13 protein-coding genes and 3 pseudogenes are annotated in these 16,358 nt (G+C 68.1%); 7 read left to right on the top strand and 9 right to left on the bottom strand.

The window, feature by feature from the left end:
- From ABZ910_RS35360 to ABZ910_RS35350, 3 genes and pseudogenes are all read right to left on the bottom strand, one after another.
- The coding region (locus ABZ910_RS35360; protein ID WP_361373375.1) for a transposase at nucleotides 1-308 on the bottom strand (308 nt) is incomplete at its 3' end.
- Nucleotides 309-400: 92 nt separating this feature from the next.
- Nucleotides 401-841, bottom strand: coding sequence for a hypothetical protein (locus ABZ910_RS35355; RefSeq protein WP_361373373.1), 441 nt, complete (start codon nucleotides 839-841; stop codon nucleotides 401-403).
- A 305-nt stretch (nucleotides 842-1,146) separates the two neighbouring features.
- Nucleotides 1,147-1,274 (bottom strand): annotated as a pseudogene (locus ABZ910_RS35350) (DUF4291 domain-containing protein); the annotation flags it as partial.
- Nucleotides 1,275-1,660: 386 nt separating this feature from the next.
- Here ABZ910_RS35350 and ABZ910_RS35345 point away from each other — a divergent pair.
- Nucleotides 1,661-2,614, top strand: a complete 954-nt coding sequence (locus ABZ910_RS35345; protein WP_361373371.1) for a MerR family transcriptional regulator — start codon at nucleotides 1,661-1,663, stop codon at nucleotides 2,612-2,614.
- Between the two features lie 38 nt (nucleotides 2,615-2,652).
- Here the strand turns inward: ABZ910_RS35345 and ABZ910_RS35340 are convergent, their stop codons facing one another.
- A complete protein-coding gene (locus ABZ910_RS35340; protein ID WP_361373369.1) occupies nucleotides 2,653-3,909 on the bottom strand; it encodes an IS256 family transposase in 1,257 nt (418 codons plus the stop codon).
- A 146-nt stretch (nucleotides 3,910-4,055) separates the two neighbouring features.
- Here ABZ910_RS35340 and ABZ910_RS35335 point away from each other — a divergent pair, with 146 nt between their 5' ends.
- The 4 genes and pseudogenes from ABZ910_RS35335 (at nucleotide 4,056) to ABZ910_RS35320 (ending at nucleotide 7,151) form a co-directional block, all read left to right on the top strand.
- Nucleotides 4,056-4,553 carry a nuclear transport factor 2 family protein gene (locus ABZ910_RS35335; RefSeq protein WP_361373367.1) on the top strand — a complete coding sequence of 166 codons (498 nt, stop codon included), beginning with the start codon at nucleotides 4,056-4,058 and terminating at the stop codon, nucleotides 4,551-4,553.
- Between the two features lie 192 nt (nucleotides 4,554-4,745).
- The gene (locus ABZ910_RS35330) at nucleotides 4,746-5,684 is read left to right on the top strand and encodes an NAD(P)H-binding protein (RefSeq protein ID WP_361373365.1); all 939 of its coding nucleotides are present in this window, start codon (nucleotides 4,746-4,748) and stop codon (nucleotides 5,682-5,684) included.
- A gap of 132 nt (nucleotides 5,685-5,816) precedes the next feature.
- Nucleotides 5,817-5,906: pseudogene (locus tag ABZ910_RS35325) on the top strand (alpha/beta hydrolase fold domain-containing protein); the annotation flags it as partial.
- Between the two features lie 93 nt (nucleotides 5,907-5,999).
- Nucleotides 6,000-7,151: an aminotransferase class I/II-fold pyridoxal phosphate-dependent enzyme gene (locus ABZ910_RS35320; protein WP_361373377.1), complete on the top strand. Its 1,152-nt coding sequence runs from the start codon at nucleotides 6,000-6,002 to the stop codon at nucleotides 7,149-7,151.
- A gap of 9 nt (nucleotides 7,152-7,160) precedes the next feature.
- Here the strand turns inward: ABZ910_RS35320 and ABZ910_RS35315 are convergent, their stop codons facing one another.
- Both ABZ910_RS35315 and ABZ910_RS35310 read right to left on the bottom strand, forming a co-directional pair.
- Nucleotides 7,161-7,715: an XRE family transcriptional regulator gene (locus ABZ910_RS35315; RefSeq protein ID WP_361373363.1), complete on the bottom strand. Its 555-nt coding sequence runs from the start codon at nucleotides 7,713-7,715 to the stop codon at nucleotides 7,161-7,163.
- A gap of 3 nt (nucleotides 7,716-7,718) precedes the next feature.
- Nucleotides 7,719-10,046, bottom strand: coding sequence for a helix-turn-helix domain-containing protein (locus tag ABZ910_RS35310; protein ID WP_361373361.1), 2,328 nt, complete (start codon nucleotides 10,044-10,046; stop codon nucleotides 7,719-7,721).
- 256 nt (nucleotides 10,047-10,302) lie between these two features.
- Here ABZ910_RS35310 and ABZ910_RS35305 point away from each other — a divergent pair, with 256 nt between their 5' ends.
- Both ABZ910_RS35305 and ABZ910_RS35300 read left to right on the top strand, forming a co-directional pair.
- Entirely contained in the window at nucleotides 10,303-11,808 is a 1,506-nt protein-coding gene (locus tag ABZ910_RS35305; protein WP_361373359.1) for an MFS transporter, read from the top strand.
- A gap of 739 nt (nucleotides 11,809-12,547) precedes the next feature.
- Nucleotides 12,548-13,054 carry a hypothetical protein gene (locus tag ABZ910_RS35300; RefSeq protein ID WP_361373357.1) on the top strand — a complete coding sequence of 169 codons (507 nt, stop codon included), beginning with the start codon at nucleotides 12,548-12,550 and terminating at the stop codon, nucleotides 13,052-13,054.
- Nucleotides 13,055-13,712: 658 nt separating this feature from the next.
- Here ABZ910_RS35300 and ABZ910_RS35295 read toward each other — a convergent pair.
- The 3 genes and pseudogenes from ABZ910_RS35295 to ABZ910_RS35285 all read right to left on the bottom strand — a co-directional run bounded on the left by ABZ910_RS35295 (nucleotide 13,713) and on the right by ABZ910_RS35285 (nucleotide 16,005).
- Nucleotides 13,713-14,027, bottom strand: coding sequence for a hypothetical protein (locus tag ABZ910_RS35295; RefSeq protein ID WP_361373355.1), 315 nt, complete (start codon nucleotides 14,025-14,027; stop codon nucleotides 13,713-13,715).
- Between the two features lie 293 nt (nucleotides 14,028-14,320).
- Entirely contained in the window at nucleotides 14,321-15,010 is a 690-nt protein-coding gene (locus tag ABZ910_RS35290) for a hypothetical protein (protein ID WP_361373353.1), read from the bottom strand.
- A 181-nt stretch (nucleotides 15,011-15,191) separates the two neighbouring features.
- Nucleotides 15,192-16,005, bottom strand: a pseudogene (locus tag ABZ910_RS35285) (IS5 family transposase).
- Nucleotides 16,006-16,358 lie beyond the last annotated feature (353 nt).

Below are 16,358 nucleotides of genomic sequence, written 5' to 3'. Positions count from 1 at the left end.
GCCGCCCGCAGGTGGGCGGTGAGCTTGTCGTGCCGGCAAGCGGTGATCTCCGACGTGCGTCCGGGCCGCACCGCGGAGATCCACACCAGCCGGCCGCAGTCGTCGGTGAGCGCGATCACGAGCAATCCATAGCATTTGTGCTTGCCCGAGTGGTTCCTCCGGTTGTCCGCCCCGGCGTGCCGACGGGCGCGTATGAGGGAGCCGTCCAGCAGAACCACTCCGCCGCCCTTTCGGGCGATGTTCTTGAGCGCGCGGTCCAGGCGCGGGGCGCGGGCGGCCAGCAGGCGGCAGGCGGGCGGTGTAGACAAGGCCGTCAGGGCCCTCGACGTGACCGTTGTTTTTCTTCACCCCAAACTCAACTGCCGCCGAAAGTCCGCCAGTTACGCCTCGCTCTGCGTGGTCACGGACGTACGGTGAACCACCCGTCGCCTCGCTTGTGCAGCCAGCCGCGGTCGGCGAGCTTGGCCATCTTCGCCCGCAGCGGCTCCAGCTTGCCGCGCACCGAGGTGTCCAGGCCCAGCCGCTCGCCGACTGCCTTGACCTGCACCGGGCCGTCGGCCTCCCGCACGGTAGCCAGGATCTTGCGGTAGTCGCCAGGCAACGCGCCCTCGTCGGCCGCGTCGCTGCGGTGCGGGATGAGCAGTACCGCCCTCCCGGCCACCTTCGCCGATACCGGAGCGACAGCCTCGGCCTGGGCCTGCTCGGCCAAGCGGTTCAACACCCGCTCCGCGATCGCCAGTTCGTCCCGCTCGACCTGGACCTCCTGCAGCTGCTTGGTCAACTGCTCAGCAAGGGAGTTCAGTTCGCTCCGGCGAGCGGTGATCCACTGCCGCTCCTGCATCTCCGCAGCCTCCCGCGCCCTCACGGCGTGCCGACCTGCTGACGGATCGTAGACGGGGGTCGGTCGCGGGCGCAGCCGAACCCGGCAGACCGTCGGAACCGGACCTGCCCGATGATCTACGCCATGGTCATCGGCCACCGACCGGCACAAGTACCCGAATCGTCACTCACACCAGACCCGTGACCTGCGATCTCACGATGCACACCACTCATCGGTCATCGGTACCCTCCCCTGGAGTCCTCAGCCTGCCATGCCTAGAGCGTCTCGGCCACGGTAAGAGTCTGTGAACGCGCCTTGGTGCTCCACGTCATCCTGTCCCGCTTCCACACGGCGGGGAAACGGCTTTGGCGAACCGCCGGCATGCCGATCTCCCGTAGACGGTGATCGTGAATTCTGTGTGGAGTGCGCGGATCCTGCGTTGCGGTTCTTCCACGGCGTACAGGGTGAGGCCGAACGACTCACGTGAGCCATCGATTTGCCACTGCGTCGGGGGCGACCTCAGGACTCGGGGGGGATCAGTGCCGTCGGGCACGAGGCGCCCCAGTTCGTTTCGAACGAGGTGCTTAGTTTGACCCCCGTCCCTCCGATCGTGTGCTGCCATGTGACGCGTGGGGATGGGACGGTCGTGGGGGTTGGTGCCGAAAGCTTCTCAAGACGCCGGAGATGTCTCCACTGGTTCTCGATCACTACGGAGTTCTCCTATGCCCATGACCCGGTCCGTCCCCAAGGCGGGAGTAATTGTCAATACCTGTGGATTGTTGAACCAGCGGGGAGAGGGAGGCTTGAGTCTCCCGTAGGGGGAGGCGCGAGAGTGAGGGCATGAACGGCGACACGCTCTTCACGATCGGTGACCTGGCCCGGCGGACTGGGCTGACGGTCAAGACCATCCGGTTCTACTCCGACACCGGGATCGTGCCGCCGACAGACCGCAGCCCGGCTGGCTACCGGCTCTACGACATCGGCGCGCTCACGCGTCTGGATCTGGTGCGCACCCTGCGTGACCTGGGACTCGACCTTTCCGTCATCCGGCAGGTGTTGGACCGGGAGGTGTCCGTGCCCGAGGTCGCGGCCGCACACGCCGATGCCCTGGAGGTGCAGATCCGGACTCTGCGACTGCGGCGCGCTGTGTTGCGCGCGGTGGCCAAACGCGGCTCCAGCCCCGAGGAGATGGACCTCATGCACAAGCTCGCCAAGCTTTCCGACGACGAACGCCGACGTCTGATCACCGACTTTATCGACGACACGTTCGGCGGACTCGATGCCAACGCCGACTTCGTCGACATGATGCGCTCGGCCATGCCCGAGCTGCCTGACGACCCCGAACCCGAGCAGGTCGACGCCTGGGTGGAACTTGCCGAGCTCACCCAGGATCCCGACTTCCGCGCGGCCGTGCGCCGCATGGCGCAGTACCAGGCGGCCGAGCGCGCCCAGGGCGATGCCACGGGCTTGCACCACGACCTCACCGAGACCGTCCGGGACAGCGTCGGCCGCGCGATCGATGCAGGCATCGCCCCGGCCTCCGCCGAGGCCGCACCGGTCATCGACGCTCTCACCGCCCGCTATGCGCAGACCTTCAGCCGTGCCGACGACGCCGACCTGCGCCACTGGCTGCTGACACGCCTGGAGATCGCTGGCGACCCCCGCGCGGAACGCTACTGGCATCTGCTCGCCGTCATTAACGGATGGCCCGTCCCGCCCAGCCTGGCTCCGGTGTTCACGTGGTTCACGCAAGCCTTGCGCGCCAGCACCGGGCAGCCGTCCCGCGTGGAGTAGTCCCGCGCCTGCGGCCGGCCCGCTCCTCGCGGCTTCGATCAGGCCGCGAGGATCTCGGGGCGCTCGACAAGGCGGCCGCCCTCGAAGCGGGCTCCGGCACGGACGAGGGCGACGAGGTGGGGCGCGTTCACGGCCCGCCACCGCTGCTCGGCGGACTCAACGAGCTTGAAGACCATGGCCAGGGCGGCAATGCGGGAGCCTGCGCCACGGGTGACCTTGGTCCGCAGCCGGACCGTGGAGAAGGTCGACTCGATGGGGTTCGTGGTGCGCAGGTGGATCCAGTGCTCGGCCGGAAAGGCGTAGAACGCCAGCAGTTGCTCCTGGCCATCGGTGATCTTTTTGACCGCCTTGGGGAACTTCGCACCGTAGAGCTTCTCGAATGTCTTGATCGCTCGTGCCGCGTGGTCACGGTCCTCGGCGTTGTAGATGTCCTGGATGGCCTTCTTCGCGCCGGGCTGCGCGGACTTCGGCATGGAGTCGAGGACGTTGGCTGTTTTGTGAACCCAGCACCGCTGCTCACGGGTGTCAGGGAACACCTCCGCGAGGGCTTTCCAGAAGCCCAGGGCACCGTCTCCGACCGCGAGGACCGGGGCACGCATGCCCCGGCGGGCGCAGTCGCGCAGCAGGTCGGCCCACGACTCGCCCGACTCGCGGTAACCGTCCTTGAGTGCGACCAGCTCCTTGGAGCCGTCGGCACGGACCCCGATGAGCACCAGGACGCACGCCTTGGCCTCCTCCAGGCGGACGTTGAGGTGGATACCGTCGGCCCACACGTAGACGTAGTCGACTTCCGCGAGGTCGCGGTCCATGAAGGCAGTGTGGTCGGCCTGCCACTGCTGGGTCAGCCGGGTGACCGTCGCCGCCGAGAGCCCGGCGGAGGAGCCGAGGAACTGCTCCAGGGCAGGAACGAAGTCGCCGGAGGACAGGCCGTGCAGGTAGAGCAGCGGCAGCACCTCGCTGATCTTCGGGGACTTGCGGCACCACGGCGGCAGGATTGCGGAGGAGAACCGCTTACGCTCGCCCGTGGCCTCGTCGAGGCGTTTGTCGTTCACCCGCGGCGCTTTCACCTCGACCGCGCCAGCCGCAGTGGTGACCTGCCGGGGCTGGTGATAGCCGTTGCGGACCACCAGGCGGCGCCCCTTGTCATCGCGCTCATCGGCCAACTCGGCTATGTACTGGTTGACCTCGGCCTCCAGCGCGGCGGCCAGCATCCGCCGTGCGCCCTCCCGGACAATCTCGTCCAACAACGAACTGCCACTTGGCGTGCTGCCGTCCTCGGTGACTACCGTAAGCACGGGCGTGCCTTCCCGACCGACGCGCCAACGTCGGCCTTGCTCGATGACCTATCGATCGATCCATCGGGAAGGTACGCCTCCTTCCGTCAGGAGTGATCCACAGGTACTGAGCATTGCTCCCAAGGCGGCCGGGCTACGGTGAACCGGTGACCGAGACTCCTCGCGAAGTTTTCCTGAAACTGGTGCACGGCGTCTGTGAAGAGCGCTGGGCGGACGTAGTGGACCTGTATGCGGAGCAGACCGATGTCTGCCACCCGTTCCACCCGGTGGGGGCGCCGCCGCTGCTCTCCCAAGAAGCGCTACGAGCCCACTTCGGCGGCGGGGCGCAGCCGTACCCGGCCCGGACCCTGAGGCGTCGGCCGACCCGGATCAACGTCCACGAGACCACCGATCCCGAGGTCATCGTGGCCGAGTTCCAGTACGAAGGCATCGTGGTGGAGACCGGCGAACCCTTCACCATCCCGGGCGTCTTCATCATGCGCGTCAGGGACGGAAAGATCGTCGAATCCCGCGACTACCTGGACCACCTGCGCTCAGCTGCGGCCCGCGGCCAGCTCGCCGAGGTCCTGGACGCCATCCGCGACCATCACGACAAGGGTCCTGTCGCTGACCCGCCAGGTCATAGCGGTGCCGAGCCTCGTTGACCTCGGTCAGGATGACCGAACAGGAGCCCATGCATCTTGACGTCTCCATACTTCTCCATGAGGAAGCGGCTGAGCGCTTGGTCGGCTCGTTGAGTACGCCTGTCCCGTCGCACGAGCCCGACCGTCACCACAGCGCCGACGGCTCGTCGGGCTCCAGTTGCGCCCCGGCTGTGCGCACAACAGGCTGCCCCTATGGACCGCACCGACCGCACCCCGGAATCCAGCGTGTTACCCATTCTGGTGACAGGCGCGGCGGGCAGTGTCGGCGCCGTCGGACGATCCGTGGTCGAAGGCCTTCGGCGACGGAACCTGCCCGTCCGCGCCATGGTGCGTCGCGATGACGAGCGGGCGGACGCGCTGCGCGCGACGGGCGCCGAGGTCGTCGTCGGAGACCTGACGCGCGCGGGCGACGTCGCCGACGCCCTGGCCGGCTGTGGACGTATCTACTTCGGCATGGGCGTGTCGGCGCAGTACCTGGAGGCTGCCGTGACAGTGGCGGCCGTCACGCGTGCGTACGAGCGCCTGGAAGCGTTCGTGAACATGTCGCAGCTGACCGTCTCCGAGATGGACCTCACCAGCACCTCCGAGTCCGTACAGCAGCGGCAGCAGTGGCTGGTCGAGCAGGTCCTCGGCTGGTCAGGCCTGCCCGTCGTCCAGGTCAGGCCCACCGTGTTCATGGAGAACCCGCTGTTCCGTGTGGGCTTTTCCTCGATCGCGAAGGACGACAGCATCAGGCTGCCCTTCGGCCGGGCCAAAACCTCCCCCGTGGCGGCCAGGGACGTAGCCGCGGTCGTGGAGGAGATCCTGGCCGATCCCGCCCCGCACATCGGCCGAACCTACGAGCTGACCGGCCCGTGCTCACAGGACGTCACCGCCATGGCGGCGGAGGTGTCCGAAGCCCTCGGCCGACCGGTCGGTTACGCCGACGTCCCCCTGCAGGAATGGATCGACGACGATCTCAGGCCGTTGGGACTGCCCGACCACGTCTTCCAACACATCTCCACCATGGCTCGCCTTCACGCCGAGAATCGGTACGACCGCAAGGCGGAAGGGGTCGAGCGGATCATCGGGCGGCCTCCATCGGGGGTGGCCGACTACGTCCGTGAGAACCCCGACCTGTTCAGCTCCTGACGCCGCGTGCCCGTCGTACGTTGCCGAGCGGCGTGTTGCGGGCTGACCGCTGGAGACGGCGGCCGACCATCGTGCACGGGTCTGGACGTCATACGGGCACCGGGGCGATTTCCGACGCCGCGACCGCCCCGGATGGGGCCTGAACCGAACCGGATCGCGGTCGCCGGTCACAGCGCCGGTGCAGGGCTCGCGGCGGCGGTGGCATTGCGGGCCCGCGACCCGCAGGGGCCGGCGAGCGGTCGGCTGCCCCTCACGGGGTTGCCGCGTGGCCGCACCGGATACACCCCTACTGGTGTCCGAGGGACAGGAGTAGGGATGGCCATGTTCGACGACCTCGATCTGCCGGCGTTGGCCCGGCGTCCGGGAGTGAAGTGGAGCCGGGCCGAGCCGGGTGTGCTCCCGGCGTGGGTCGCGGAGATGGACTTCCCGCCGCCTCCTGCCGTGCGGGAGGCCCTGCTGCGGTGTGTGGAAGAGGACCTGGGATACCCCGCGTGGGACGGACGCATCCACCAGAACCCCGTGCGGGCCGCCTTCGCGGAGCGCATGCGCGAGCGTCACGGCTGGGTGCTCGACCCGGACCACGTACGGGAGTTCACCGACATCAACCAGGGGCTGCAGGCCGTGCTGCACGTCGCCACGCGCCCCGGCGACGGCATCGCCGTGCACACTCCGACGTATCCGCCGTTCCTGGAAACGGTGACGGGCATGGAGCGGCGTCTGCGCCCGGTGCCGTACCGCCTGGAGGACGGCGGCTGGGTCTTCGACGCCGAGCGACTCGACCGGGAGCTGGCCGACGACGGATGCCGGGTGCTGCTGCTGGTCAACCCGCACAACCCCACGGGACGGGTGCTGCGCCGCGAGGAGCTGGAGACGCTCGCCGAACTGGCCCGGCGTCACGACCTGTTGGTCGTCTCCGACGAGATCCACTCCGAGCTCGTGCACAGCCCGCACCGGCACATTCCCTTCGCCTCCCTGTCGCCCGAGGTAGCCGCGCGGACGGTGACGCTGACGTCGGCGACCAAGGCGTTCAATGTGCCGGGGGTGCGGTGCGCCGTCGCCCACATCGGTGCGGCCGACGTGCGTGAGGCCCTCTCGCGTCCGACCCATCTGTACGGCGAGTCCAACACCTTCGGTGTGGCGGCCACCTTGGCGGCCTGGCGGGACGGCGACTCCTGGATGTCGCAGCTGCGGACGGTCCTGGAACGGAACGTGGGGCTGGTGCGTGAGCAGCTGCCGCCCGGCGTCGGATACCGCGCCCCGGAGGCCGGCTTCCTCGCCTGGCTGGACTGCCGCGCCCTCGACCTCTCCCCCGACCCGTACACGTTCTTCCTGGAGAAGGCCCGTGTCCTGCTGAACGACGGCCGTGCCTTCGGGCCGGACGGCGAGGGCTTCGTCCGGCTCAACTTCGGTACGTCGCCGGGCATTTTGCGGGACATCCTGGGTCGTATGCGCGAGGCGGTGGGCTGATCGCGCCGGTCAGAAGGAGACGTCGAAGTAGTCGATGGTGTTGAGGCTGACTTCGAGATCCCGGGCGCGTCGCCCGCCGTCCTTGAAATACACCTCCTGCAGTCCTTCGGCGACGATGTCCCGCATCTGCCGATCGCCCGCCCCCTGTTCGCGGGCGTCGAACAGGCGGCGCGCGTACTCGGGCGGGAGGTGGACGGTCAGCCGGCGGAGGCGGCCGTCGTCGGTGGTGCCGATCGGCGCGGTGTAGCCGAACTGGGCGCGGGTCTCCACGGTGATCCCACCCGTGGTGGCGGCCTGTTCCCGGCGCCGCTTGCGGATCTGCGGCTGCCAGCGGGCGCGTACGGCGGCGTCGATGCGGTCGACGATCGCCTTCGGCGGGTGCTTGCGCTCGCCGGTTCGGTAGCGCTCCACCGAACGCTGACTGACCCCGATCTCCCGGGCGACGGCCTTCGTCGTCTTCAACTGCCTCATCAGGTAGTTGATCTGCCCTTTGAGCGTCGTGGGCGGCTTACGGGTGAACGCCTCCTGCCCGGCGCGTTCCAGGGCCTCGTCGATGTCTCCCACGGGCTACTCCCCTTCCTCGAGGACGGCGTCGTGGCCGTCGCCCTTGATGTGGCGGGCGGGGTTGTAGCCCTGCTCCATCAGATCGACCGCCCAGGCCATCTCCTGGACGCCCTCCAGTTTGCAGAAGCCCGGGTTCACGCCGACACGGAAGGTGCCGTAGACGGGGGTTCCGTCGCCGTTGGACGGCAGGAGGCCCAGCGGCGAGGGGGTGTCGCCCGCGTAGACGACGCAGTCCGAGAGCACCGCGAGCGGGTACAGGCCGGTGAGGGCGGCGAGCTTGGCCATCTTGCGGTGCATGTTCACCCGGGCCTTGGCGATGACCGCCGCGCGGATGTACGGGTTCCAGGTGGGGCGCTCCAGGGCGGGCCAGCGGTCCCCGTCCTTGTAGTGGCGGCCCTGGGGGCGTTCGCGGAGTTTGCCGATGCCGCCCTTGACCGTCGACTTGATCGCCGACAGCACCATGGCGCCCTGCCGGTGCCGGCGGACGGCAGCGGACAGCTGCTCGTCGCTCAGTTCGGGGCGGCCTGCCGGGAGTTCGGCGAGGGCGGTGCGCAGGCGGTCGAGGTCGCTTTCGTCGGCGGACGCGTACGTCTTGTGCAGGGCCATGGCGGTGAGGAACCGGGCGGGGTCGGTGTCCTTGTCGATGGGGATGCCCATGTCCGCGCTGGTGGTGAGGTAGGCGTCCTTGAGCCGGTCGTGCCACGGGTCCAGGTACGCGCCCGTCTCCTCGCGCAGATACGCCTCGATCGGGCGGACGTCGTGGCCGAGTTCCTCGGCGTAGGCGAGGGTCGGCGTGGCGTACCAGCCGGGCCCTTCGGGGCGCTGCCCGGTGGGGGTGAAGGGGTTAGGCAGGCGCGGGTCTGATTCAAGGGAGGAGAGGTCCACCAGCCAGGTGCCCGGGACCTTCTTGTCGAACACGGGCGCGGTGTGGTGCACCGGCTCGCTCAGGCCGACCGTGAGGCGGGCGGCGGCCGCGAGGAAAGCGGTGTTGATGTCGATGCCCACGGCGTACGGCCGGAGGCACTCCTCGTCCGACAGCAGCCGGGGATCGCGCACCCACTGGCAGGCCTCTTCGTCGAGGAAGCCGTGCTCCCAGCCCTGCGCGACGGGGTGTTCGAGGGGAGCCTCCGGTGGCGCCGGGTCCAACGGTGTGGTGAGCGCGCCCGGGTTCGGGCCGGAGACCCATTCACCGGTCGTCTCGTCCTTGACCGGGCGGGTCGGCGGCCGCAGCGCCGTCATCAGCTCCAGGCCCGTCACGGCCGTCGAGCCGCGGGGGGTGAGGACCCTGGTCGCGAAGACGCCGAGGACGCGGGCCAGATCGGCGGGGTGCAACCGGGCGGCGTCGCCCCAGGCGCGGGTGTCGAGGGCGTCCCAGGGCAGGATCGCCAGCTGCACGCACTGCCGTCGGCCGGCCTGCGCGGGCCGGTAGATCCGCGGCCAGGGACCGAACCCGCGCTGGGTCAGCTTCCATTTGGCGCGGGCGAGTTGCCTGACGACGGGATGGTCCTGGGCGAACCGAAGGTTCCTGCGGTCTTCCAGCCGCTCCGGCAGCCCGAACCGCGCGGCCGCCGCCGCGGTCAGGACGATCAGCGGGTCGGAGTCCTTGCCGTGCCGGTGCAGCCGGGCCGCGCCGATCCCGGACTCGTCCAGCACCCAGTTCACCAGCTGCGGAATCGTGGTAGCCGGGCACTCCAGCAGCACGCCGCCCAGGCCGTACGCGGTGCCGTCCCCGTCCAGTACGGCGAGGGGGCCGTTGGAGAAGCGGTCGTCGCGGGAGTCGGTTGCAGGTACGGCCGCCTTCGCTCGCGACGGGCGCCGGGAGGTCGGGGCCGACCTGGGTGCGGCGGCCGGGCGGGACGCAGCCGGGGCAGGCCGGTGGGCGCGCGGAGGGTCGACGGGCGCGGGTGCCGTGGCGTCGGCGCTCCTGGCGCCGGGCACGGGTTGCCGGGACGCGGGCGCAGGCTCGGTGACGGGCTCGGTGACGGGCTGCGGGGCAGCCTCGGTGACGGCCTCGGTGAGGAGCTGCGGCGCGGGCCCGGCGAAGATGTGCGGGGCGGGCTCGGTGGCCGGTTCGGTCGGGTGCTTCGACGCCCAGCCCTCCAGCAGCCGCAGATACGCCTGGCGGCGTGGCGGACGTGGCTCGGACCGGCCGTTCTCCCAGTTCTTCACGGTCTGCGTCGTGGTCCGCAGCACCTGAGCCAGCCGGGCCTGCGTGACACCCGCCGACTCGCGCAGCCGGGCCCTCTCCCCCGGCGGCGGCAACTTCGGCTCGCCTGCCAGCAGTTGGTCCACCGCCGCGAACAGCTCGTCCTGACTGGGTTGGTTGGGCATCGCCACCTCCACTCCGCACGCTATCAAAAATTAGCCTCGGATATAGCCAATTTCTTATCCCTGGAATGGGATGCGTGTAACCCCGTGGACGGGCGGACAGGGAGAGAACAGAGAGACGACAGAGGGGCAGACGGACGGTCTGCATGCCACCTTTGCTGAACAATGAGCGGTAAGTGGCTTTTCACGGACGCCAGAAGCAGCACGCAGCACGCGGCACACGCGGTTCCCACAGCGTTCCGCGAGAGGGGCAGCACCTGTGACTGAGGACGCGGACGACACCATCAGCGAACACGAGTGGCAGGCGCACCGGCGCCACCGGAACCTGTTCCGCGCGGTCTACCGCCGCACCCACCCGCGGCTGCGCCGCAGCGACATCACCGTGACCGACGAACACATGGTCAAGCGTGCGGTGAAGGCCGCGGCGCTCGGAAACGCCATGGAATGGTTCGACTTCGGGATCTACAGCTACCTCGCGGTCACCATCGGCAACGTCTTCTTCCCCTCCGGCACCGAGACCACCCGGCTGCTCTCCTCCTTCGCGACCTTCGCCATCGCGTTTCTGGTGCGCCCGCTCGGCGGCATGTTCTTCGGCCCACTGGGCGACCGCATCGGCCGGCGGACGGTGCTCGCCACCACCATGATCATGATGGCGCTGGGCACCTTCTGCATCGGTCTCATCCCCAGCCATGCGAGCATCGGCAACTGGTCCCCCGCCCTTCTCGTCTTCTTCCGCCTCGTCCAGGGCTTCTCCACCGGCGGCGAATACGGCGGCGCGGCCACCTTCATGGCCGAGTACGCCCCCGACCGGCGGCGCGGTTTCTTCTGCAGCTTCCTGGAGCTGGGCACCCTCGCCGGCTACGTGGCCGCCGCCACCCTGGTCACCGTCATGACCACCTGGCTCGGCTCACCGACCATGAACGCCTGGGGCTGGCGGGTCCCCTTCCTCGTCGCAGGACCCCTCGGACTCATCGGTGTGTACCTGCGGCTGAAGCTCGACGAGACCCCCGCCTACCTCAAACTCGAGGCCCAGCACACCGCCCCGGTCTCCTTCGAACAAGGCAACCCCGACGCACCCCCGCGCGAGGAGTTCCGGCGCATCTTCGCCGAGCACTGGCGGGCCCTGCTGCTGTGCTTCGCCCTGGTCGCGGCGTACAACATCACCGACTACATGCTGCTGTCGTACATGCCGACCTACCTGACCGCCACCCTCGGCTACCCGGAGACCCACGGCCTGATCATCCTGCTGGTGATGATGGTGCTCCTGATGATCGTCATCACGTTCGTCGGCCGGCTCAACGACCGCGTCGGCCGCAAACCCCTGCTCATGGCCGGCATGGCGGGCTTCTTCGTCCTCTCCCTCCCCGCCTTCCTGCTGCTGCGCCAGGGCAGCATCGCGGCCGTGGCCGCCGGCATGCTGCTGCTCGGTCTCCCCCTGGTCTGCCTGCTCGGCACCATGTCCGCGGCGCTGCCCGCGCTCTTCCCCACCGACACGCGCTACGGCGGACTCGCCATCGGCTACAACCTCGCCACCTCCCTCTTCGGCGGTACGACCCCCCTGGTCATCACCGGCCTCATCTCCGCCACCGGCACCGACCTCATGCCCGCCTACTACGCCATGGCCGCCGCCGGGGTCGGCATGACCGCCGTCTACTTCATGAAGGAGACGGCTCAACAACCCCTCGACGGCTCGCCCCCCGCCGTCGCGACCGAGGCGGAAGCCGAAGCCCTCATCAGCTCCCGCTTCCCGGCCTCCCCGTACTGACTTCCGCAAGTGCTTCCTCGAGTACTTGTGGAAGTACTCCATCGCTGCTGACTTCCTCCAGCACTTCGGCAACTGAACGTCGCCACAACCAGCCTTGGACTCAGCGCTCCTGGTCCTCAACCAGGCTGCAAGCGAAGGGAATCGACTCCGCCGGCCCGGTGTCGGATTCGCCTGGAACCACGGTGCGCCGCGCGCTCACACCCAGGTCAGCAAATTGCCAGCTCAGCGGCCTCTCGACGACGGCCGAACGCTGCGTTCAGCCGCCGCCGACACGGCCATCCGCATACGCGATCTTCCAAACTAGCGACGCCCTGGCACGAAGTCCGGGGCCGTCGCTGGGACGTGCGAGGTCAGCCGAGGGCGACCAACAACGACAGAAGCCCACGGCATCTGAGCCGGTCAGAGCCATGGGCTTCTTCTGTCCCGCTGGTCAGCGGGCGGCGTAGGCGTAGGCGACGCGGCACCAAGAAGGCCTGGTGAGGTTTTCCTCGGACACTCCGGCCGGTAGGTGAGTGCCTGCTTCCGTTCCCAGGGGCGGCACTCGTCCGAGTCAGGGGCCAATGTGCTGCACCAGCGTTTGCCCGACTCGTCCGGCCGGGCATGCCGTCGCTCGCACCGGGTTGGTCCGACTGGTCGGATCTTCCAGTGGGTCGCGCCGGGACGTTCCGGGCGGCGGAAGAGCCGAGGTTATGAATGCGTCACCGGACCATCCATGAGCATCAACCTCAGGAGCCACACGATGCGCTCCATCAGAGCAGCCTGTCTCGGCACGGCCACTGCGCTGGTCACCCTTCTCGCCTGCGCCCCTGTCGCGGCAGCCGCGACGGACACCGATTCCGCCCACGCCAGGGCCGGAGACCAAGTCATCACACTCATCGGCCATCTCGCGCAGCAGACGCGTTTCCCCGTCAACCCCGGCGGTAGCCCCGCCCAGGGCGATCGAACCGTCTTCCGCTCGGACCTCTTCGACGAGCAGGGCAACCAGGTCGGCGAAACCGGCGGCACCTGCACCACCACCCGGGTCGACAACGGCGGAGAGGAGGAGTGCGTCGTGAACTACAACCTCCCGGGCGGCCAACTCACCGTGCAGGGGATGGTCTTCGGCATTCTCAACCCGGGCCCTCCCCCTTCGTTCGACAACGCGATCACCGGCGGCACCGGAACATTCGACCGGACCCGTGGCTCGGTCCACGCCGACACGATCGGTATGGGCACGAGGCGCTTCACGATCGACCTCGACCACTGACCGACCCTGTCCCCGCCCGGTGAGAGGGCCGGCCGGTCCACGGCACGGCCCTCCGGCTCGATTGGTCCCACTGGCGACGCTGCCACCAGGCTCGATCCCAGGCCATCCACTGACGCTTCCCCCTGTCAGGTGCTGCTTCACCGCTGCGCGAGATGCGCGCTTCGCTGCGGCGGCCGCCGGATGCCCGTTGTTTCGCGTCGGTCCTCGTACGGCCGAGTGAGTTGCCGACTGATCACACGCGTCGCCGACAGTGAGTCATGCGGCGCTCGGACATGAGCGGGCCGTTCATGCCTGTCCTGGTGGCTCAACCACGACCGCACGGTATGGCCGAAGGCTCCGGAGACCGACCGCTGTGCCCGCGGCAACAGTGGCAGCCACTGCTGTGGGTGGATCCGGCCCGCGACGTGGTATCAGCTCACGATGGGGCGCGGAGGTGGAACAACTCCTGATCGAGGTCTCGGAGGCAGTGGAACACTGTATCAACTGACAGAGCGAAGGATCAGAAGTTCCCCGTGCCACAACCGTGCCAGATCGAGCAGGGAGCCACGGGGAACCGCTGGCGCCGCCAGCGCACGAACCCACATCCGTCGGAGCCCGCTTACTTCAGGTCAGCCGCCGGATCGCCCAACCTCGCTCCTAAAGTGGTTGTCCAACGCTGTCACTGAGTCCACACCCGCTGGAAGTCTTCGGCCGGGATGGCTTCCAGCGGGTCCTCTTCAGGGTCGAGCGCCTGGTCCGTCAGGAACCCGTGCTCGTCCTCCAGGTGCTCCCAGCTGTACCGGTGGAGTCGGCCGGCCGGAGTCAGCTCGGCCTGCTTGATGGCGATCAACTCACCGCGGTCGGGTACGGCCTCGAAATACCACAGGCCGCCCTCCTCGTCGGCATGGCGAAAGTGGTACCGCAGGGTGGCCCCCTCATCAAGAGATCGGAAGTACGCCACGCTCTCTGCCTTGATGCGCTCCAGGTCAACCACAGGATCATCGCGCCAGCGAGCGCGTGCGGTTGCACCGCTCTGACATCCACAGGTGACATCAACGACCCTGTACACCAGCACTCCTAGGCGATCCTGCACGGCTGGCGTGGCCGGGCGCCTCCCCGACAGTGCCGAGGGGCGATCGAACTCCTAATGCGGTGATCAGCCGTGGACTATCTGTGGACAGGCCCTGGCTACTCCCACTGATACGAGGCCCTGACCGGCAAATTGGCCCTGGACGGACGCGCTCTCCGGAGGCGTGCGTTGCGGTGCGGATCCAGAGCGAACAGTCCTTACGGCTCACGTAGTTCCTTGGCCAACTCAATACCGGTCATGTGCTCCCTCCACAATGAGAAGGCCAGCATCCCAACTACAGCAGACACGAAGGCATATGTCCAAGCCAGATCGAGGTGCACGCCACTCGCGAGGAGAACACCCCCGAGGCAACTGATCAGCGCGGTTAGGCTCGCCCCCATGGAGTCGGACTTGAGCCTCCCTCTGTAGTATTCCATTGCGCTGTTCAGGGTCGGCTCGTAGGAACTCACCTTCACGAGGCGCCTGGCTCGCAGTATGCCAATCCCGCCGAACCCGCCGACTCCGGCCATGCCGAAGAGCCACATCTCGACTATTGTATCGAGATTGGTGAATGGCGCCACGGTGCGGGTGAGTACCCCGAAGACCATGAATTGAGCCAGGCCGATGAGGAGAGGGAGCACCAAGTCCCATAGGCTCGGTATACCGGCTGGCAGGGTGAAGGCCCCCGTGACGGTTCCGGCATACACCACCGCGATCGCGAGCAGGCCGCCCACCCACATGAGCCACAGGACGCCGCTGCTGTCAGCCTGTCCTCGGGGTGCGGTGGCAAGGCTCGCGGCAGCAAAGCCGGCCGCCCCGAGTGCGATGCTGACCAACGTGCCATGCAGTTGCATGTAGTGGTTCGTCAGATAGACGTGAAGACGTTCTTCCAACTGAGTGCGGGTCACGGGAGTAGCCACAGATCAGCCCCCTGATGCGCCAACGAGACGTCGGCCCCAGGGTATGGGCAAGGGGCTCTTTCCGTACCCCTACTGTGCAGACGCAGCCGCACCCGTGCAACCAGGTTGCTGGCCTCCTAAGTGAGCGTTTGGTTCTCCGATGTCTGTTTCATTTGGCTTAGGTGTTACGTCAGTTGGGGGTGGTCTCGTGGGTGAGGCGGCGGGTCATGAGGTTGATGGCGGCGAGTTGGATCATGGCGGCTGATCGGTGGGGGTGGGTTTCGTAGTCGCGGGTCAGGCGGCGGTGGTGCATGAGCCAGCCGAGGGTGCGTTCGATGACCCAGCGGCGGGGTTGGACGTGGAAGCCGCGGGTGGTGGGGTCGCGCTGGACGATTTCGAGGTCGATGCCGAGTTGGGCGGCGTGTTCCACCGCTTTGGTCTTGTAGCCGTTGTCGGCCCAGGCTTTGGTGATGGTGGGGTGGTGCTCGGTGATTTCGTCCTAGGAGTTGAGTGCCGGCGGCGGAGTCGTGGACGCTCGCGGCGGTGACGGCGACGGCGAGGAGGAGGCCGAGTGTGTCGGTGACGATGTGGCGTTTGCGGCCGATGATTTTCTTGGCCGGGTCGATGCCTTGGCTGGTCAGGGGGACGGTGGCGGAGGTCTTGATGCTCTGGCTGTCGATGAGGCAGGCGCTGGGCTCGGTCGTACGGCCTTCCGCTTGGCGGACTTTGCCGCGTAACAGTCCGGTCAGTTGGTCGAAGATGCCGTCGGCCTCCCAGAGCGCGAAGTAGCCGTAGACGGTCTGGTGGGGCGGGAAGTCGTGGGGCAGGTAGCGCCAGGGGATGCCGGTGCGGTCGACGTAGAGGATGGCGTTGATGAGGGTGCGCAGGTCGTGGGTGGGTCTGCGGATGCCGTTGCGGGCCTGGCGCCAGGCCTCGAGGGTGGGGCGGATGAGTTCCCAGCGGGCGTCGGACAGGTCGCTCGGGTAGGGCCGTGAGGGTTGCATGGTGTCTGGGTATGCGATGGCGGTTCGCCCGGGCAGGGCGTGTGCGGGGGTGTCCGAGGCACCCGGAGTGCGGGCTCTCACTTCATGCGAACCGGTAGGTTCTTGAATGAGACGGGAGCTAATGCAAGGAAACCGGCGCATTGCCGATCCATTGGCTGCCACATAAGTGACATTCCCCGCGAACTGCACTGCCGGCACCCGGGTTTGGCAGGCCGGAATCGTCATAGACCGACCGATAGGCGAACCAAACGCTCACTAAGTGAGCGTTTGATTCTCCGATGTCTGTTTCATTTGGCTTAGGCGTCGCGCCAGTTGGGGGTGGTCTCGCGGGTGAGGCGGCGGGTCATGAGGTT

Origin of the sequence: Streptomyces sp. NPDC046805, assembly GCF_040645355.1 — a bacterium.
Lineage (GTDB): Bacteria > Actinomycetota > Actinomycetes > Streptomycetales > Streptomycetaceae > Streptomyces.
The sequence above is the reverse complement of the archived record's forward strand: the minus strand, read 5'-3'. Positions and strand labels throughout refer to the sequence as shown.